Genomic DNA, 18,800 nt, shown 5'->3' on the forward strand with positions numbered 1-18,800 from the left:
GGGAGAGAGATTGGATATAATCTTTGAAACGCCAAACTCCGCCCATTTGCGGCGAAGGCGTCAACCTCCGAACCGCATCCTGTCGCGTCACGTTCGCGCGCCCTTCTCACATATGCGTAAGAAGAAAGGCATCGCGTCACGCGGGCCCCAAACGAAGGCTGCATCGGGAAAGTTCCTGAATGTGAGCAAGATTCACAAGAAATTCTCCACGTGAGGTTGAGGGCCGATACATCGGTTTAATCGGCCGATCATCGGAACCTTTCCCGTCGCGAGCAGTTTCTGGGACACGGCGACACGCTACGGCGCGCCGAAAGTTCAAAGTAAATGCGGCAGCATGAACACGAACTATAAAGTTTAACTCAAGGAGATCGCGTGATGAAAAGCTTTTTGGCAACGACGGCAATCGTGCTCGTAATGGGCGGCAGCGCCTTTGCACAGTCCTCGGACCAGTCGACCACGGCCCCCGCCGCGACCACTGGCGAGTCGATGCAGTTCAGCTCGTACCAGGCGGGCCCCAATGATGTGCGTGCGTCCGAATTCATCGGTCAGCGCATTTATGCGACAGAGCAGGCCATGGCGGCCGATCAGGCGGTTCAGCCGGGCGCCGAGCGCGACTGGGATGACGTCGGCGAAATCAACGAAGTGCTGATGGATCGTCAGGGCGACGTCAAGGCCGTGGTTCTCGGCGTCGGCGGCTTCCTCGGCATCGGCGAAAAGAACGTCGCCGTCCCGATGGACCAGGTGAAGTTCGTCAAGAACGGCGACGGCGCCGATGACTACTTCCTGGTGATCAACGCCAACAAGCAGGCGCTGAACGATGCTCCGGCCTGGACGGCTCCGGAAGAAACCGCGTCCAACGCTCCGGCGGCTGACGCGACCGGCAACACCATGGCGACCGCACCGGCCGCGACTGCCCCGGCGGCGACCGGCGCTGCTTCGACCGACATGACGGCTGCAAACGGCAACAACACCGGCATGAATTCGGGCGTCGACACCCAGGCCGCCAACACCCCCGCCACGGCCACGCCGCCGGCCGCCGATCAGGCGCAGACCGACGCCGCAGCCCAGCAGGACATGCAGACCACGGCTTCGACCAACACCGAAAATGCGACCGACACGGCGATGACCGACAATCGTACGCGTCTTACCCCACCGACCGTGACCCGCGATGGCTATGAGACCGCACAGCCAACCGAACTGACCGCTGAAAAGCTGCAGGGCGCGACGGTTTATGGACCGAAGGATGAAGACGTCGCCACGATCAATCGTCTCGTCATGAACGAGCAGGGCCAGATCCAGGACGTCGTGCTCGACGTCGGCGGCTTCCTCGGCATCGGCGCCCGTGAAATCGCCGTCAGCCCGGAAGAGCTGAACATCATGCGCAACACCAAGGGTGACGATGTCCGCGTCTATATCGACGCCAACAAGGACACGCTGAAGGCTCAGCCGGAATACAAGGCCGCCGCCAAGTAACATCGGCCTTGGATCTCGATATCGAAGGGTCGCCGCGAGGCGGCCCTTTTTTTGTTGCTGCTTCTATAAAGGGGGTGTCGCGCTGCCCGCCGTCAGTGCTTCCTTGATCCCTAGAAGCGATGTGTTGTTAAAGCCCGGGCGCGCGGCGTTGCCGGGACGCGGCGCTTTCAAGCCGATGCAGTCGATCATCTTCTCCAACCGGGCCCGCGACCATGACCGTTTTGGTTTGACAGGCTCCCTACTAGAAGGTAGACATTCGGCATGAGCAACATTCTGTCCAATTTCGAGCACATCCTCGCCAGCGCGCAAAAGCTGATCGTCTCCGGCGGCTACAATGGTTTCAGTTATGCGGACATTTCCGAGATCGTCGGCATCCGCAAGGCAAGCATCCACCATCATTTTCCCACGAAAGTTGATCTGGTTCTGGCTCTCGTCAAACGATATCGCCAGGATGCCGAGACGGCCTTTGACATGCTTGAGCGCAACGTCACAGACCCGATCGAACAACTGCAGGCTTTCATCGGCCATTGGGCAGAGTGCATCGAGGAAGGAAGTCGCCCATTTTGTGTCTGCGCCTTGTTGGCGAGTGAGTTGCCTCTGCTGCCGTCGGACGTCGCCATCGAGGTCAAGGCATATTTCCATCTTCTGTCGGGATGGCTGACACGAGTATTCGAGCGCGCCTCGAAAGAAGGTCTCATTCACCTCAGACATACCCCTCGTGATGAAGCGGAGTTGTTCATGGCGGTCATCCATGGGGCCATGCTGTCGGCGCGGACTTACGGGGATGCGGGGAAGTTTTCCATGATAGCGTCAGCGGCGTTAGACCACGTCAAAGTCGCGAAGCTCACTACGCAACAGTGACAGAGCGCCAGCGCCGGACGCGGCGTCGCAATAGCGCGCCCGGCTTGGCTACCAACTAGTAGGATGGAAGCCTTGTTTCCAGGCCTTTGACCCAAACGGGCCGGTATCGGCCAGATAAATCACGCGAAAGGAACCATGATGTTTGGAATTACGACGCTTGGATGGATCCACACTCTGGGAAGCCTTCCCGCCATACCCGCCGCCTTGTACATGATCGTCAGGTTCGGGCGGATAAAACCGGACAGCATTGCCGGGCGCATCTACTTCATCTGCATGCTGATCGGAAGTCTGACGATCTTTCTGGTCGCCAAAGCGCCGATAAGCCCGGCGATCGCCATCGTCACTTTGCTTTGTCTCATAGCCGGTTATGCCGCCCACCGGCTCACTTTCCTCGGACGCCTCCAAAAATACGTTGAAACCCTTCTTCTCAGCGTCACCGTATTTCTGCTGATGGTTCCGTCCGTTTCCGAAACTCTGCGCCGAGTTCCGGACGGCCATCCGATTGCCGCCGACCAGAATTCCCCGGTGTTGAAGGCGGCGCTCGAGATCGTCGCAGCGATGTTTATCGTGGGAGTCGTCGTCCAATTCTTCTTTCTGGCGCGGAACGCAAAACGGCAAGCGCTGCCTCAGTCCGATTAACGGACGAAGGTGGAGAGTAAGTCATACAACACCGAAAATGGTCACACAGCCGCGGCACCGAACAGACGTCGCCGAGATTCAACACGTGGCTGAAGCCGCCTCACCCCGCCGCCAGCCGCATCTCGAACCCTGTCGCCCCTGAGCGGCTCACCAGGCTGCGGAACAGCGCCGCGTATCTGCCGGCGCTGCGCTCCCACGAAAACCGCGCCTTCATCGCCTGGGTCTGCAATTGCCGCCACTGGAGGGGATCGGCGTAAACATCCATGGCGCGGCGAATGGCGTGGCAGAGGCCGTCGGTGGTGACCGGATGAAACTGGAAGCCGGTGGCGACTTCGGCGTTCATGGCGGCGTCGTTGGCGTCGATCACCGTTTCGGCCAGTCCGCCGGTTCGGGACACGACGGGGATCGCGCCATAGCGCAGCCCGTAGAGTTGGGTCAGCCCGCAGGGCTCGAAGCGCGAAGGCTGGATGATGGCGTCCGAGCCGCCGTGGATGAGATGGGCGAGCTCTTCGCTATAGCCTATATTGACGGCGATGCGGCCGGGATGACGAGCCTGCATGGACTGCAGCATAGCCTCGATCTCGGGATCGCCCTTGCCGCAGATCACCAGCTTGCCGCCATTGAAGACGAGATAATCGGCGGCATACGCCACCATGTCCATGCCCTTTTGCCAGGTCAGGCGACTGATGCAGGAAAAGATCGGCGCATCGTCGTCATGCAGGCCGAGCCGCGCATTGAGCGCCTTCTTGTTCACCGCCTTGAGGTCGAGACTGTCGACATCGAAAACCTGCGGCAGAAGCGGGTCGGTCGCGGGATCCCAGACATCCTCGTCGATGCCGTTCAAGATGCCGCGCATATCCTCGCGGCGATGGCGCAACACGCCGTCCAACCCCATGCCGAAACGCGGCGTGAGGATTTCCCGCGCATATGTCGGGCTGACGGTGGTGATGAGATCCGACGTCATCAGTCCGCCTTTGAGGAAGCAGATGTCGCCGTAATATTCCAGGCAATCCACGCTGAGCGCGCTGGGCGGCAGATGAAGATAAGGCAGGAGCGCCGCCGGATACTGTCCCTGAAAAGCGATGTTGTGGATCGTCAGCACGACCGGCTTATCGCAGCCCATATGGCGCATATAAACCGAGGTCAGCGCCGACTGCCAGTCATGCGTATGAACGAGGTCGGGGCTCCAGCCGGGCAATTCGCCATTGGCGATCAGCGCGCCGGCGAGCGACAGCGCCGCGAACCGCTTCCAGTTGTCGGGATGATCGACGCCATGCTCGTTGACATAGGGGCCGCCGGGACGGCGATAAAGCGCGGGAATATCCAGCACGAACAGAGCGGCGTCCGGCGTCTGCACGAAATGCAGCGCGGCGTCCTCGCCGAGTATTTCGTCGAACCGAAACAGCGGCGGTTGCGCCGCCAGCAGCGTATCGAAGACGGGATAACCAGGCACAAGGGTAATGGAGTCGACGCCGAACACCTTCAAGGCCTTCGGGAGAGAACCAGTCACATCCGCGAGCCCGCCAGTCTTGATATAGGGAAAAACCTCAGAAGTGACGGACAGGATTTTCATGGACGTTTCCCACTGATGGGTGCTGATCTCTGCGGCATGCGGCCCCCCGGCTAGGTTCCAAAAATGATATCTGGTATCCACTACAACTTCGCTGGGCTTTTCCGGTTCCTCCCCTATCGCCGAATCATGTCCATTTTGTCGGAGAGGCCGTGCCGCAGACATTATCATCAGATTGAAGTTATTAAAATATTTTTGACGGTGGGAAGTAATTCGGATGGATGTTCGCTTATGATCAAACCAATCTTCGTCATCACTTACGGAGCAAAGACATGGCCGAATCCATACTCGTCAAGTTTGTCGTTCAAGTCTGCGAAATACAATATTCTGACGTTAGGGAAGACAGCTTCCGTTGGGTTCGCCAAGAGTGACGAAACATGACGACAGTGCTCCGCGACAGAGACTTTTTCAATCGACCGGCCGAAAGCGTGGCGCGAGATCTTCTTGGAATGACTCTTCTTTTTCGCGGTGCTGGCGGCGTGATCGTGGAGACGGAAGCCTATCATCGCCACGATCCCGCCTCGCACAGCTATCGCGGCCGGACGCCGCGCAACGGCGCGATGTTCGGCCCCGCTGGTTTCGCCTATGTCTACCGCTCATACGGCATGCACTGGTGCCTGAATGCGGTCTGCGAACCGGCGAGCGCAGTGCTGATCCGCGCCCTCGCCCCCACAGAGAAGCTGGACGCCATGCGCGAACGCCGCGGCGGCCTACCTGACCGGCTACTCTGCGCGGGTCCGGGCCGCCTTACCGAAGCGCTCGGCGTCACGGGCGCGGAAGACGGGACGGAGATGATAGGTTTTCCCTTCGAAATCCGGACGAGCCCCGCACGACCCGATATGGTGATCGGGCCCCGCATCGGCATCACCAAAGCTGCGGAGGAACTGCTCCGCTTCGGCGTCCGGAATTCGCCCTATCTGAGCAAGCCGTTCCGATCATAGCACCAGAGCGAAGCGATCGCCCGTCGAAGACAAGCGGCTGCGGTCTGCGACTCAAGATCTGGCGCCGCGCGGCGTTTCGCTCTGACAGCGAATTGTGTTTCGAACGGGCAGACCGCCGACACGCTCGGCGATATCGCCGGCGATCGCCACTTCCTCAGGATAGAGCACCATCCCGCCGAGCACGATGGCCCCGTCGACTTCCGTCACCGACACCTGCGTGGCGTCGAGATCGGCGGCGCGGGCAAGCGCGTCGGCCACCCGCGCCTCGGTTCCGGCGGAGCCGGCGGGCTCGTCGATCTCAGGCGTATCGCCATGAAAGGTCTGGGGTTTGAACACCATGCGGCTTCTCCTTTGACGTCGTTGTCGACAACAACAGTAAGCGCGCGCTTCGGGTTCCCTCCCCGCCCAAATGGACGGGAACCTCTCCCACATTCGGCGGTTCTTGAGGAAAACCCAGGGAGACCACCATGGAACAGACCGACAAAGACCTGCGCAAGATCCGCAAAGACGCCGAGGGACAGTTCGCGCCAAGTCAGGCGGACCGCAAGGCGAGCGGCGTGGCGAGCGCCAAACCCACGGTCATTACCGGACAGGAAGACGCCACAGACGCGAAAAACCCGGGCCAGAAGAAAGGCCCGGGCGATTGAGACGTAAACTATGACGAACGCGGCACGCGAAATCGATGATGCCGCGTCGCCGCGACAGTCTACACCTGTTTCGGCGGCGCGCGTGTTTCGTCGGGATTGGGCAGGGGCTCCTCGTCGGGAAGACGATCGGGCTCCGGCTCCTGAATCGGCGGATCCGGCTTCCACACGGGCGGCGGCATCACATCCGGCTCGGGAGGTTGCGAGCCCGGCTCAGGGGACGAAGAGAGTGGTTCGTATTTCAACATCGCATATCTCCTTCCTGTCTGACTAACACGGAGCGGGGATGGTTGTTCCCTCCCGGCGCGTTGGACGTCAACGCTTCTCGACGCGCTGTCGCGCAGCGTCGACGATCCGTTTGATCTCGTCCGCATGCGCCTGTTCGAGCGCGAAGGCGCTGCTCGGCAGCACGCCGGGGTCTTCCTGCCCGTTCATGAACAGGGTGTCCGGCCTCAGGTCGTCCAGAATATCGACTTCGCCCTTGCCGGCCAGCGCCGCCACGATCGTGGTCAGCACCTCACGGTGGGCGTTCAATCGTCTTTCCAGTTCATCCGCATTCATTTCGTCATCCTCTATTGTGGAACGCGCGTCGAAGTTCTTACGGAGAGCCGGGGGTGGCGCTTGAACCGCCGACGCCTGGGTCGGCCGGCGCGACGGGCGGCTGCGGCTTGATCGCCATGGGATCATTCACCTTGGGCGGAACCGTCACGATGTCCGGATCTCCCAGCCCCTTGGGTTGAAGCACGCTGTTGCAGTCCTGCAAACGTTCGGTCAGGGGCTGTGCGGGAGCCGCCTGTCCATCCGGTCGGACCTGACAGTTTTCTCTTTGGGCGGCCGGCTTCGCATCCTGCGCCAGTGCGGCGGCCCCAGCCGTCAACAGCGCGACGCTGGCCGCCGCCGGCGCGGCGAACCTTTTCAAAATGGCAAGAGATGACATGTCGTTTCTCCCTGTTGCCTGGGGGAAACCAAACCGTGGGGATAAACGTTCCCCGCACAAATTCGAACCATCGCATAAATCGCACTAGCTTTGCGCCAGACGAACACCCATAATATGCCATGGTCTGATTGAGAACGGCGCATGCTTCGCAGGAGAAACGAGATTGGCCGGAGCACGGACATCAGGCGAAAACCATGGAGCGAACGACGTGCGCGAGACTGCGGACTCCGCCCATCCGCTCCCCATTTCCGGCCGTAGCGCCAAGTCGGCCAGGACGTCCACTCCCGGCAGGAAACTTCTTGTGCTGGAAGACGACTATATTATCGGCGAGCAACTGGCGTCTGAGCCGCTTGCGGACGGTTATGCAGTGTCGGGTCCCTATACGAGCGTTGAAGAGGCTCTCGTCGCCCTCAGAGCAGATCGGGATATTACTGCCGCAATCCTCGACCTCAACCTGAACGGCCATATCGCCTTCGATCTCGCCGCCGAACTCGTGAAGCGGAATATTCCCTATATTTTCTATACGGGATACGAAAGCGCGATCGTGCCGGAAGCCTATCGCGACGCCGCTCGCGTAGCCAAGCCGGCCCCTTGGCCCGTCATCCGGCGCGCGCTGGAGAAGGCCGAAGCGGAAGCCAAGAATACGGAACAGGACACATCCGGCGCCGAACGCGACTTTCTCGCGCTTCTGCCGCTGCTTCGCCAGCGGGCGAGACAGATCACACCGACCGAGGAATCCGCCGAAACGCTTGTCGAGCGTGCGCTCGAGCGAGCGATCGAAGAGATCGACAACTGTCCCGCCGATGTGCCCGTCGAAAAATGGCTGGTGACATTGCTGGAAACCACCGGGATCGGTGAACACCGCTTGATCAACTGACGTCGCAGGAGCGGTGTCGGCGCAGAGCCTCAGCCGCGCTGTTGGTCTTCGCCGTCCATCTCGTCCGCGTCGTCGTCCTGCATGAAGGGCGGCGTCAAAGGAACGGCGAAGGCTTGGGTCGCGCCTTCGCTTTCGAGTTCGCTGATGTCCGGCAGAACCAAACCGTCCGCTTCCTGAAGCGCGCCATCCACGGCGGCTTCCGAGATTTCGGCGTCGCGCGCGGTCGTCGGCTGATCATCGGGGATGGGCGCGGCGGCGGCTTCGGCATTCTCCTTGCGGGCCATGCTTCGTCTCCGTGTTTGTCGTAGATCGTGGACGGTTGAGGCGGGACCGGACGGGTAAGAAGCTCGTCTGCCATTTCGTTGGCCATGAGGTGAAAACGGAAAAACCCTCATGTTCTTCAGCGCCGTCGCGTCCGTTTGGCACGGCCCGCGACCTCGCTTTCAGAACCGCCCGGGGCCGAGATGGTTCCAAATAAATCATCTTTTCGGCGCCGATGGGCGTCGGGAACACTCCAGAGGAGACGCGCGTTGATCAGCGCTCTCAGGAGGTTGATCATGGTCGAGTTGCCGCTTACCGTCTCGAATCTCATTTATGTCAGCGACGTCGAACCCGGTATTCTGCGGCAGCGACGCGGCAAGGGTTTCTGCTTCCGCCTGCCTTGCGGAAGCATCGTGAAAGATCCCGAAACGCTGGCCCGCATCCGCAAGCTCGGCATACCTCCGGCCTATCGCGACGTCTGGATTTGCCTGTCGGAGCATGGTCATCTTCAGGCAACGGGTTTCGACGCCCGAGGACGCAAGCAGTATCGCTATCATCCGGAGTGGCAGAGCCAGCGCTCGGGCCATAAGTTCGACCAGTTGGCCGCTTTCGGCGCGTCGCTGCCGCGTTTTCGCCGCAGGGTCGCCCGCGATCTGGCGACCGGCGCGGAGAATGAGACCGGCATCCTCGCCGCCGTCGCGATGCTGCTCGACCTCGCCCATATCCGCGTCGGCAATCTCGCCTATGCACGCGAGAACAACACCTTTGGCGCAACCACGCTGCTCAAGCGGCATGTGCGGATCCTCGAGGATCGCATCGAACTGAAGTTCCGCGCCAAAGGCGGCAAACGCGTTCAGCGCACCCTCAAACATCCGCGGCTGCAGAAAAGCCTCGAAGCCATCGCCGACCTGCCTGGCCGGCGTCTGTTCGCCTGGCGCGATGCGGCGGGGAGCGATCACGCGATCGACTCCGGCAAACTCAACGCCTATCTCTGCGACGCCACCGGCTTGACCGTGTCCGCCAAGACCTTCCGCACCTGGGGCGGCAGCGTCGCCGCCTTCAGCGTCGCGATGGCGGCCATCGCGAACGAAGAGGCGCCGACGGTCAAGTTGCTCTGCGCGGCGGCGGCCGAGGAACTGCACAATACGCCCGCCATCTGCAGAAAAAGCTATATTCATCCCAAAGTGCTCGATCTGGCTCTCCCCGACGGCGTGGCGGGACGCGACGCATTGGCGTCGCTTCTGGCCGATCCGCCCGACACGCCGCGTGGCCTGACGCGCAAGGAAGCGCTGCTGGCGGCCTTTCTTCCGAACGAGGCGCCGGCGACCGCATCCCGGGCGGCATGACCCCGACCTTTATCGGCGCCCTTCCGGAACCGGACCGACGGCGGCGGCGTTAACCCGTCATGCGTGTTTATTCGAGAGGGAACGCCCATATGACTGCGTCGCAATCACAGGGGGAAACGATACGCGCCGAGATCGTCGACCTCATCCCGGCATTGAGGGCTTTTGCCCGCTCCTTCTGCCGCAACGCTTCGGACGCCGACGACCTCGTCCAGGAAACCCTTCTCAAGGCGATCGCCAATATCGAAAAATTCGAGCCGGGGACACGGTTGAAGTCCTGGCTGTTCACCATCATGCGAAACACGTTTTACACCCGGATCGTCGTCGCCAAGCGCGAGGCGCCGGGATCGGACGCCTGTGTTTCGGACGATAGCGCTATTTCCGCCACCCAGGAGTGGACGGTTCGCGGGCGTGAACTCGAGCGCGCGCTTTCCCGCCTTCCGACACATTACCGCGAGGTGCTGTTGCTCGTGGCGGTGATGGGCGAGAGCTATGAGACGGCGGCGCAGGTTTGCGATTGCGCCGTTGGAACGGTGAAGAGTCGCCTCAATCGGGCCCGTCACCAGATTTCACTGGAAGTCGATGGAGACCTCTCCGCCTGAGGCTGAAGACCTCGCGGCCGGAGATCTGCGTCTTACAGATAGGGGACTGACGTATGTTGATACTTGCTTTGACGGCGCTCGTGAGCGCCGCTTCGGGCGTTGTGCTGTTGGTGGGCGGCATCAATCTTCTGACCTTGGGCGGAAGCCCCTATTACGCCATCGCCGGCGCGGTCTTCGTGATCGTGGCGGCGTTGCTCGTCTTGCGGCGCAAGGAAGCCTTGGCGCTTTACGGCCTATTCACGCTCGGCTCGCTCGCCTGGGCGGTGTGGGAAGTCGGCTTCGATTGGTGGCAGCTCGGACCGCGCGGCGGTTTCATCATCGTGTTCGGCCTCTGGCTCGTGAGCCCCTTCGTGCGCAAGCGCCTGGGCGCCGCCCTGGATCGGGCGGAGGGCCGTAGGGCCTCGTCCCTTACCCTCGGCGCGCCGCTCCTCGTCTCCATCGTCGTCGCCGTCTATGCGATGTTTCAGACCCCGCATGATCAGCCGGGCGTTCTACCCGATCCGCCGCCGCAGGTTCAGGCGTCGACGCCCGACAATATCGCGCCCGGCGAATGGCCTCGCTACGGCCGCACCCAGCTCGGCCAGCGCTATTCGCCGCTCGCCGAAATCACCCCGGCGAATGTGGGCTCGCTGCAAGAAAAGTGGCGTTTCGAGACGGGCGACGAGAAAGGTCCCGACGACGTCGGCGAAACCACCTATCAGGTGACGCCGCTCAAGATCGGCAACACGCTCTATCTTTGCACGCCGCACAACTGGGCCATCGCGCTGGACGCCACCACCGGCAAGGAAGTCTGGCGTTTCGACCCGGGCGTGAAGCTCGACGCCGCACGCCAGCACCAGACCTGCCGCGGAGTGACCTATTTCAATGACGCCGAGGCCGCCATCGACACTCCCTGCAAGGAGCGGGTCTATCTGCCCGTGTCGGACGCGCGCCTGATCGCGCTCGACGCCAAGACGGGCCAGGTGTGCACCACGTTCGCCGAACAAGGCCAGCTGCAGCTTCAGCAGGGCATGCCCTATAATCCGAGCGGCTATTACTACTCCACATCGCCGCCCGTGATCACCGCCGAGAAGATCATCATCGGCGGCGCGGTCAACGACAATTATTCGGTCAAGTCGCCCTCCGGCGTCATCAGGGCCTTCGACGTCCGCACCGGCGCCCTGATCTGGAACTGGGACAGCGGCAATCCCGACCAGACCGCCCCGATCGCCCCCGGCCAAACCTATACGCCCAATTCGCCCAACAGCTGGTCGGTGTTTTCGACCGACGAAGCGCTCGGCCTCGTCTACATTCCGCTCGGCAACCAGGTGCCCGACCAGTTGGGCATGAACCGCAGCCCGGCGGTGGAGAAATTCTCGTCCTCGATCGTCGCGCTCGACGTCAATACGGGCGCGGTGCGCTGGGTGCGCCAGACCGTGCACCACGATCTCTGGGACATGGACGTGCCTGCTCAACCGGCGCTTCTCGACATCACCAGGCCAGATGGGACGACGGTTCCCGCTCTCGTCGGTCCCACCAAGCAGGGCGACATTTATCTGCTGGACCGCCGTTCGGGCGAACCGCTGATCCCGATCAAGGAAGTTCCCGCCCCACAAACGACCATCCCCGAGGACCGGGCGGCGCCGACGCAGCCGCTGACCGGCCTCACCTTCCGTCCGCCGCCATTGCAAGAGCGGAATATGTGGGGCGTGTCGATGTTCGACCAGATGGCTTGCCGCATCTCGTTCCACAAACTCAACTACGAGGGTCAATACACGCCGCCGTCGCTCAACGGCACGCTCGTCTATCCCGGCAATTTCGGCGTGTTCAACTGGGGGTCCGTCGCGGTCGATCCGGTCCGGCAGGTGATGTTCGGCATGCCGACCTATCTCGCCTTCACCTCCAAGCTCGTGCCGCGCGCCGAGGTGCCGCCCAAGGGCGCCGACGAGAAGGGTTCGGAGCAGGGTCTCAACCGCAACGAAGGCGCGCCCTATGGCGTGTATATGGGACCGTTCCTGGGCCCGCTCGGCATTCCCTGCCAGGCGCCGCCCTGGGGCTATGTCGCCGCAGCCGACCTCCGCACGGGCGAGATCGCCTACAAGCATGTCAACGGCACGGTCTATGACATGACGCCGCTACCCCTGCCCTTCAAGGTCGGCGTGCCCGGCATCGGCGGCCCGATCATCACCGGCGGCGGCGTGGCCTTCCTCGGCGCGGCTGTCGACGACTATATCCGCGCCTATGACATCAAGACCGGGCGCGAGCTCTGGAAGGGCCGCCTTCCCGCCGGCGGCCAGGCGACGCCGATGACCTACACCGACGCGTCGGGCAAGCAGGTCGTGCTGATCGTCGCCGGCGGCCACGGCTCCGTCGGCACCAAGACGGGCGACTACGTCATCGCCTACAGTCTGCCGACGAAATAGTAAGACGCCTGGGAACGCATCGAGGAGCGGGATGTTGGGTCATCCCGCTCTTTTCAATGGAGATCTCACATGCCCGAAGACCCGAGACCCGCCGCGAACGAAGACGCCGCCGAGGGTGATCCCGCCGTCATCGATCGCGAGCTCGCCCGCCAGCAGAAGCAGGCGCCGAAAGACGCTCAGGACAAGAGGCCAAACCCCAAATAGCGGCTCGCTCTCGTCGGCAGGACTGAACGGTCTCCAATCCGTTCGACAGACAGATGCAGAGCCGACCGGCTTGCCTCGAATGGTCCTGACGTCAGGGCCTTGTGTTGGCGAGGATCGGCGCGGCGGCGCCGACGCTCGCCAATTCGCGCTCGGCCTGTGTGAAACCGTAGCGGGGGACGATTTCTCCCTTGCGATCGGTGATCCTGTCCAGCGAGGCCACGACCACATCCGGGGTCTGTGGGCCGGTCTCGATGCCGAGGCCGGTCGTCAACGTGATATGGGCGGCGGCGAAATGGCCGGCGCCGGCGCAAAGGATCGTCCGGGTCGGCGCGTCGTCGCCGACCAAAGCCAAAAGTCCCTCACTGACCCTTTCCGGCTTCAGAACATCCAAGGCGTCCGGAGACAGCAGTCCTTCCGTCATCGACGTCGCGGCGGTCGGAGCGATCGCATTGACGCGGATATTGTAATTATCGCCTTCGAGCGCCAGCGTCTGCATCAGCCCGACCAACCCCATTTTTGCTGCGCTGTAATTCGATTGCCCGAAATTGCCGTAGAGCCCCGAGGACGAAGTGGTCATGACGATGCGGCCGAAGCGCTGCTCTCGCATGATGTCCCACACCGCCTTGCTGCAGATTACCGACCCCATCAGATGCACCTCGAGGACGAGACGGAAGTCGGAGATCGACATTTTGGCGAAACTTTTGTCGCGCAGGATCCCGGCATTGTTGACGAGGATGTCGACGCGTCCGAAGCGCGCCATGGCGGTCTCCACCATCTCGGCAATCTTCTGCTCGTCGGTGACCGACGCGGCGAAAGCGATCGCATCGCCGCCTTGCGCGCTGATTTCGTCGGCGACGGCTTGCGCCTGGCCGATATCGAGATCGTTGACGACGACGGCAGCGCCCAGAGAGGCCAACTGCAGCGCGTGGCAACGGCCGAGCCCTCCGCCGGCCCCGGTGACAATGGCGGTGCGGCCCTTCAGCTTCATGAGACAGTCTCCTGGTTGTTTTATTAACTCACTCGATAATGAATAAACTTGAGCAAGGGCATCGGCGTCGATGCGCCGGTCAGTTGGTCGAGGCGGAACCCTCGGAGCGAGGCTTGCAGATGGCGTTGAAGCCGGCGGCCATGAAGGTCGCCATCCGCGCCTTGACCGCCAACAGATCCTCCGAACGGCAGAGGCCGCCGGACAGTTTGTCGATGCGCCCCGTGCGCGCCAATGTCAGCATCAGGGCGCCGGTGACGAAATGATAACCCCAGAAAATATCCTCCTCGGCGCTGTCGGGCAGCGCCTTCTTGAGGATATCGATCAGGCGCAGCACGACGGGATCGAAATGCTTGTCCATCATCTCGGCGCCCCATTCCGGAGTATTGGCCACCTGCGCGCCGAGCGCGGCATAGTTTTTCCAGTTCTCGCCGCCTTCGATATATAGATCGAGATCCGTATCGAGAAAGGCGCGCAACGCGCCTTCGACGGTCGGACTGCCTTTGGTTGCGGCGTCGTATTCATCGAGCATTCTCATGCGCCGTTCGCTGGTCACCGAGGCGCGGCGGGAGAATACGGCGTCGAACAGCTGCTTCTTGTCGTCGAAGTAGTAATTGATCAGCGTGTGATGGACGCCGATGCTCTGGGCGACATCCTTCAGGGTGACGCCATAGAGACCGTGCCGCGAAAAAAGAGCCTCGGCGGCGTCCAGGATCTGTTCGATCATTTCGGCGCGCCGCTCCGCTTTCACGGATCTTTTCGGGGTTTTCTTGCGTTCGACAGGCACACTCGGACCTCTTAGCTCGCTCTCCGGATCGTCTCCGAAGGTCTCGATTTGTTATTGCCTCGGCCCGGCGCGCGCGTCAATTGCATCCACCGCGCCGACGAGCGCGGCCTTCTACCTGCAGACTTCGAACAGTCCCGCCGCTCCCATGCCGCCGCCGACGCACATGGTGACCACGACATAGCGTACGCCTCGCCGCCTGCCCTCGATCAGCGCGTGACCGACGAGCCTGGCACCGGTCATGCCATAGGGGTGACCGATGGAGATGCCGCCGCCGTTGACGTTGTAGAGTTCGGGGTCGATTCCGAGTTTGTCGCGGCAATAGAGGGCCTGGACGGCGAAGGCTTCGTTGAGTTCCCAGAGACCGATGTCCCCAACGCGGAGCCCGTGCCGCTCCAGCAGCTTCGGCACGGCGTGGACAGGCCCGACGCCCATTTCCTCCGGCGCGCAGCCGGCCACGGCCATGCCGCGATAAATGCCGAGCGGCGAAAGCCCGCGTTTTTCCGCCAGGCGCGCGTCCATCAGCACCATGGCCGAGGCCCCGTCGGAAAGCTGGCTGGCGTTGCCGGCGGTGATCACGCCTCCCTCGATCACCGGACGAAGGGCGGCGAGCCCCTCCGTCGTCGTTTCCGGGCGATTGCCTTCGTCGCGCGCGAGCGTCACCGCCTCTTCGCGGGTCTCGCCCGTCGACTTGTCGGTAACCGTCATGGTGGCGGAGAAAGGGACGATTTCGGCGTCGAACCGACCCGCGGCCTGCGCGGCGGCCGTACGCTGCTGGGACTGCAACGCATAGGCGTCCTGCGCCTCGCGGCCGATCGAATAGGCGCGCGCCACATATTCGGCGGTCTGGAGCATCGGCATATAGGCATGCGGAGCCGCTGCGATTACGGCCGGGTCCGCCTCTTTCTGGACCCAGGCGAAATAGGGGTTCTGCACCGCGGATATGTTTTCCTGTCCACCGGCCGCCACCACATCCATGCCGTCGACGATGATCTGCTTGGCGGCCGTGGCGATGGCCATCAGGCCGGAGGCGCATTGGCGATCGAGGCTCTGGCCGGCGACGGAGACCGGGCAGCCGGCCGCGAGGGCGGCGTTGCGGGCGAGGTTCATGCCGGCTGTGCCGGCCGACAGGACGACGCCCAGGACGACATCCTCCACCTCGCCGGGTTCGACGCCGGCCCGCGCAATGGCTTGCGCCAGCACGTGGCCCGCCAGTCTCGGGGATTTCGTCGCGTTCAACGATCCGCGAAACGCCCTGCCGATCCCGGTGCGGGCTGTGCTGACGATCACTGCTTCTCTCATCACGTTCTCCCCGCCGGCCCTCAGGCGTTGGCGTATTGCTGTCTCAATTGCATCTTGTCGATCTTGCCCGTCGGCGCGCGCGGCATTTCGTCGATGCGGACGACCCGGTCGGGGATCCACCAGGAAGCGACGCGACCGCGAAGCGAATCCAGCAGCTCGGCGTCCGGCACGTCCTCGCCCCGGCGCATTTCCACCAGGAGCAACGGCCGTTCGCCCCATTTCATATCAGGCGCGCCGATCACGGCTGCCAGCGAAACCTGCGGCAGCGTGCCGATGATCGCCTCGATCTCGGCCGGGTTGATCCACTCGCCGCCGGATTTGATCAGATCTTTGGCGCGGCCGGTGATGATCAGCTGTCCCTTATCGTCGATGCGGGCGAGATCGCCGGTGGCGAACCAACCATCGGCGTCCGTCGCCAATGTCGTCTGGCCGAAATAGCGCTCGATGACGGCTGCGCCGCGCACCCGCAGATGCCCTTCGACGTTGCGTTGCTCGGCGAGCGGCGCGCCTTTCGCATCCGTCAGCAACAGTTCGACGCCGATCGCCGGCCGGCCGGAAAGAGCCGGGTCGCGCTCCGGATCGCCCGGCACGGCCACCGTGCCGGAGGGGGACAATTCGGTCATGCCCCAGCTCGTCTGCACCGTCGCCCCGAGCCGCGCCTCGATGCGCCTCATCAGCGCGGGCGGCAGCGAGGCGCCGCCGACCAGGATCCGCTCGAGGCTTGGAACGTCGCCCCCGACCGCTTCCAGATGCTCCACCAGCCCCAGCCAGACCGTCGGGACGCCGACCGCGATGGTGACCGCCTCGTCATTGATCAGTCGCGCGAGGCTTTCGCCGTCGATCCTCTTGCCGGGAAGGACGAGCCGGGCGCCGACCGCGGGCGCGGCGAAGGGTATGCCCCAGGCGTTGGCGTGAAACATCGGCACGCAGGCGAGCACGCTGTCGCGCGCCGTCATCGCCAGTTGATCCGCCTGCAGCAACCTCAGCGCATGCAGAAAGCTCGACCGATGCGTATAGGTGACGCCCTTCGGCGCGCCTGTCGTGCCCGAGGTGAAGCAGAGGCCGCTCGGCGCCGTCTCGTCGAACCGTCCCCACTCGACGGCCTCGCCGGCGGCGTCGGAAAGCAGCGGCTCGATCGCCTCCCGCGACAATCGGTCGACGGCTCGATCGGCTGCGGGCGCGCCGTCGATCGTGAAAAGCGTGGTGACGTCGGGCGCCGCTTCCGCGACGGCTTCGGCAAGTGGAAGCAGATCGGCGCTGACGATCAGGATGCGGGCCTGCGACTGGCGCAGCATCGCCGCGATGTCGGCAGGCGCAAGCCGTGGATTGAGCGTGTGGCAGACGGCGCCGATGCCCATGATGCTGTACCAGGCTTCGACATGCGCAGCGCTGTTCCACGCCAGTGTCGCGACATGCTCACCGGGGCGGACCCCGCGGTCCAGCAATACGGCGGAAAGGCTACGGGCGCGGGCGAGAAGCAGGCCGTAGCTGACGCGCGCCGTCATGCCCTCCTGGCTCGAAGTCACCACTTCCGCATTCCCGTGCCAGGTCGCGCCGTGGACCAGGAACTTGTCGAGCGTCAGCGGGAAATCCTGCATGCGACCATGGATCATTGGTCCACCTCGGCGGCGGACGCCGCATAGCGCGCAAGGAAGACGAGCGCCCCGCCCTGCGGCAGGCGGCGCGAATGGATCGTGGACGCGAACAGGCGCATGGCTTTCCTCCCGACCGCCTCTTCGAACAGGCGGCCCCTTAACCCGATCAATGCGGCAACTTTTTTTGCAAGTCAATATTCACTCTCTTGTGGGTTAGTAAAAAATGTGCATGATGCTGGGCAGAGGACGCGGCGGGAGGTCGCGAGGGAGATATCATGGAGCTGGAAGAAAAGCGCCGGGCGACCGGCCGAGGCTTCGACGCCGCCAAGAAGGTTGCTCGTCGCGGCGCGTTCGTCGGCGAGGTCATCCATGGCTGAGGCGTCGCTTCCTTTCCGAATGCCCGTGCGCGGCAAGGTCAACATGCTCGCCGCCGTAGTGCTTGCGGCGACTTTTCTGCTGGCGCTTCTGTTCTCGCTGACGATCGACGGCTTCGCCACGTTCGGCAATCTGCGCGTCATCCTGTCGAATTCGGCCTCGCTCGTCATCCTGAGCTGCGGCATGGCGGTGGTGATTATCTCGCGTGGACTGGACCTCTCTCTGGTGGCGCAGATGGTGGCCGGGGCGGCCACCTTCAGCATCCTCATCAATGCCGGCTTCGGCGGCGCGTCGGCCTTTGCGCTCACGGTGCTCGCGATGACGCTCGTCGGTCTGATGAACGGATGGCTCACCGCCTACGCCGAAATTCCCGCCATGCTCGCGACGCTGGCGTCGGCCATGCTGATCACAGGCCTCTTCCGCTTCGCCATTCTGCGCGGCGAATATCTTCTGCTGCTGCCCAAGAGCAATCCGGCCGTCATCCTTCTCTCGGGCAACGTCGTTCCGGGCCTTTCCGCGCCGGTGGCGCTGATGGCGGCGGTGCTGATTGCGACCTGGCTCTTGCTGCGCTTCACCATTCCCGGCCGCACGCTCTATGCGATGGGGGACAATCCCCAGGCCGCCCGCCTGTCCGGCCTGCCCGTGCGCACCACCACGCTGATGATCTATGTCTTTGCAGCGCTGACGGCGCTGATCGCCGGCGTCGTGGTGTCGTCGGCCAGCGGCACGGTCGATTTCCGCACCGTCACCAATGGCAGCCTGCTGTTCGAGGTGATCCTCGTCGTGGTCCTCGGCGGCATTCCGCTTCGCGGCGGCCGTGGCGGCGTCGGCAGCATCCTGATCGGCGCGGCGCTGATCGCGGTGCTGCGCAACGGCATGACCCTGCTGGATTTTTCGTCGCAGACCCAGGACGTGCTGAGAGGCGTCGTCCTCATCACCGCGATCGTCGCGGATCGTTATTTGAACCCGCGAGACGCCGAAACGGATACGATCGGCGATCTCTGA

At 63.1% G+C, this 18,800-nt stretch carries 21 protein-coding genes; 11 read left to right on the forward strand and 10 right to left on the reverse strand.

From position 1 onward, the window contains the following. Positions 1-375: 375 nt before the first annotated feature. The 3 genes from OCK01_RS05155 to OCK01_RS05165 all read left to right on the forward strand — a co-directional run bounded on the left by OCK01_RS05155 (position 376) and on the right by OCK01_RS05165 (position 2,973). Positions 376-1,473, forward strand: coding sequence for a PRC-barrel domain-containing protein (locus OCK01_RS05155; protein ID WP_263822965.1), 1,098 nt, complete (start codon positions 376-378; stop codon positions 1,471-1,473). A gap of 261 nt (positions 1,474-1,734) precedes the next feature. Beyond that, positions 1,735-2,334: a TetR/AcrR family transcriptional regulator gene (locus tag OCK01_RS05160; protein WP_263822966.1), complete on the forward strand. Its 600-nt coding sequence runs from the start codon at positions 1,735-1,737 to the stop codon at positions 2,332-2,334. A gap of 138 nt (positions 2,335-2,472) precedes the next feature. Then, a complete protein-coding gene (locus OCK01_RS05165; RefSeq protein ID WP_263822967.1) occupies positions 2,473-2,973 on the forward strand; it encodes a hypothetical protein in 501 nt (166 codons plus the stop codon). Between the two features lie 100 nt (positions 2,974-3,073). Here OCK01_RS05165 and glgA read toward each other — a convergent pair whose 3' ends face one another. Then, positions 3,074-4,546 carry a glycogen synthase GlgA gene (glgA, locus tag OCK01_RS05170; protein ID WP_263822968.1) on the reverse strand — a complete coding sequence of 491 codons (1,473 nt, stop codon included), beginning with the start codon at positions 4,544-4,546 and terminating at the stop codon, positions 3,074-3,076. Between the two features lie 374 nt (positions 4,547-4,920). On the opposite strand from glgA, the gene OCK01_RS05175 reads away from it, so the two are divergent. Continuing rightward, positions 4,921-5,484, forward strand: a complete 564-nt coding sequence (locus OCK01_RS05175) for a DNA-3-methyladenine glycosylase (RefSeq protein WP_263822969.1) — start codon at positions 4,921-4,923, stop codon at positions 5,482-5,484. 51 nt (positions 5,485-5,535) lie between these two features. Here the strand turns inward: OCK01_RS05175 and OCK01_RS05180 are convergent, their stop codons facing one another. Further along, complete coding sequence (locus tag OCK01_RS05180) at positions 5,536-5,823, reverse strand: BON domain-containing protein (RefSeq protein ID WP_263822970.1); 288 nt, start codon at positions 5,821-5,823, stop codon at positions 5,536-5,538. A 128-nt stretch (positions 5,824-5,951) separates the two neighbouring features. Between OCK01_RS05180 and OCK01_RS05185 the strand changes: the two genes are divergently transcribed. Continuing rightward, positions 5,952-6,131, forward strand: a complete 180-nt coding sequence (locus OCK01_RS05185) for a hypothetical protein (protein ID WP_263822971.1) — start codon at positions 5,952-5,954, stop codon at positions 6,129-6,131. 59 nt (positions 6,132-6,190) lie between these two features. Here the strand turns inward: OCK01_RS05185 and OCK01_RS05190 are convergent, their stop codons facing one another. From OCK01_RS05190 to OCK01_RS05200, 3 genes are all read right to left on the reverse strand, one after another. Continuing rightward, complete coding sequence (locus OCK01_RS05190) at positions 6,191-6,376, reverse strand: hypothetical protein (protein ID WP_182829476.1); 186 nt, start codon at positions 6,374-6,376, stop codon at positions 6,191-6,193. 67 nt (positions 6,377-6,443) lie between these two features. After that, on the reverse strand, positions 6,444-6,689 hold the full coding sequence (locus OCK01_RS05195; RefSeq protein WP_263822972.1) for a hypothetical protein: 246 nt from the start codon (positions 6,687-6,689) through the stop codon (positions 6,444-6,446). Between the two features lie 37 nt (positions 6,690-6,726). Beyond that, complete coding sequence (locus OCK01_RS05200; protein ID WP_263822973.1) at positions 6,727-7,065, reverse strand: hypothetical protein; 339 nt, start codon at positions 7,063-7,065, stop codon at positions 6,727-6,729. Between the two features lie 208 nt (positions 7,066-7,273). On the opposite strand from OCK01_RS05200, the gene OCK01_RS05205 reads away from it, so the two are divergent. Then, complete coding sequence (locus OCK01_RS05205) at positions 7,274-7,942, forward strand: hypothetical protein (RefSeq protein WP_263822974.1); 669 nt, start codon at positions 7,274-7,276, stop codon at positions 7,940-7,942. 29 nt (positions 7,943-7,971) lie between these two features. Here the strand turns inward: OCK01_RS05205 and OCK01_RS05210 are convergent, their stop codons facing one another. Beyond that, positions 7,972-8,226, reverse strand: coding sequence for a hypothetical protein (locus OCK01_RS05210; RefSeq protein WP_263822975.1), 255 nt, complete (start codon positions 8,224-8,226; stop codon positions 7,972-7,974). A gap of 273 nt (positions 8,227-8,499) precedes the next feature. Between OCK01_RS05210 and OCK01_RS05215 the strand changes: the two genes are divergently transcribed. The 4 genes from OCK01_RS05215 (at position 8,500) to OCK01_RS05230 (ending at position 12,754) form a co-directional block, all read left to right on the forward strand. Beyond that, positions 8,500-9,549, forward strand: a complete 1,050-nt coding sequence (locus tag OCK01_RS05215) for a DNA topoisomerase IB (RefSeq protein WP_263822976.1) — start codon at positions 8,500-8,502, stop codon at positions 9,547-9,549. Positions 9,550-9,638: 89 nt separating this feature from the next. Further along, positions 9,639-10,148, forward strand: a complete 510-nt coding sequence (locus OCK01_RS05220; protein WP_182828678.1) for a sigma-70 family RNA polymerase sigma factor — start codon at positions 9,639-9,641, stop codon at positions 10,146-10,148. A 56-nt stretch (positions 10,149-10,204) separates the two neighbouring features. Then, on the forward strand, positions 10,205-12,550 hold the full coding sequence (locus tag OCK01_RS05225; RefSeq protein ID WP_263823164.1) for a glucose/quinate/shikimate family membrane-bound PQQ-dependent dehydrogenase: 2,346 nt from the start codon (positions 10,205-10,207) through the stop codon (positions 12,548-12,550). A gap of 69 nt (positions 12,551-12,619) precedes the next feature. Continuing rightward, a complete protein-coding gene (locus tag OCK01_RS05230) occupies positions 12,620-12,754 on the forward strand; it encodes a hypothetical protein (RefSeq protein WP_263822977.1) in 135 nt (44 codons plus the stop codon). A 91-nt stretch (positions 12,755-12,845) separates the two neighbouring features. On the opposite strand, the gene OCK01_RS05235 is transcribed toward OCK01_RS05230, so the two are convergent. From OCK01_RS05235 to OCK01_RS05250, 4 genes are all read right to left on the reverse strand, one after another. Continuing rightward, positions 12,846-13,742: an SDR family NAD(P)-dependent oxidoreductase gene (locus OCK01_RS05235; RefSeq protein WP_263822978.1), complete on the reverse strand. Its 897-nt coding sequence runs from the start codon at positions 13,740-13,742 to the stop codon at positions 12,846-12,848. A gap of 79 nt (positions 13,743-13,821) precedes the next feature. Continuing rightward, entirely contained in the window at positions 13,822-14,466 is a 645-nt protein-coding gene (locus OCK01_RS05240; RefSeq protein ID WP_182828675.1) for a TetR/AcrR family transcriptional regulator, read from the reverse strand. Between the two features lie 171 nt (positions 14,467-14,637). Then, positions 14,638-15,825 (reverse strand): acetyl-CoA C-acyltransferase, encoded by a 1,188-nt coding sequence (locus tag OCK01_RS05245; RefSeq protein ID WP_263822979.1) that lies wholly within the window; start codon positions 15,823-15,825, stop codon positions 14,638-14,640. Between the two features lie 20 nt (positions 15,826-15,845). Further along, the gene (locus tag OCK01_RS05250; RefSeq protein WP_263822980.1) at positions 15,846-17,438 is read right to left on the reverse strand and encodes an AMP-binding protein; all 1,593 of its coding nucleotides are present in this window, start codon (positions 17,436-17,438) and stop codon (positions 15,846-15,848) included. A 351-nt stretch (positions 17,439-17,789) separates the two neighbouring features. Between OCK01_RS05250 and OCK01_RS05255 the strand changes: the two genes are divergently transcribed. Then, positions 17,790-18,800, forward strand: coding sequence for an ABC transporter permease (locus tag OCK01_RS05255; protein ID WP_263822981.1), 1,011 nt, complete (start codon positions 17,790-17,792; stop codon positions 18,798-18,800).

The organism is Rhizobium sp. TRM95796 (genome assembly GCF_025779995.1).
GTDB lineage: Bacteria > Pseudomonadota > Alphaproteobacteria > Rhizobiales > Rhizobiaceae > Rhizobium_E.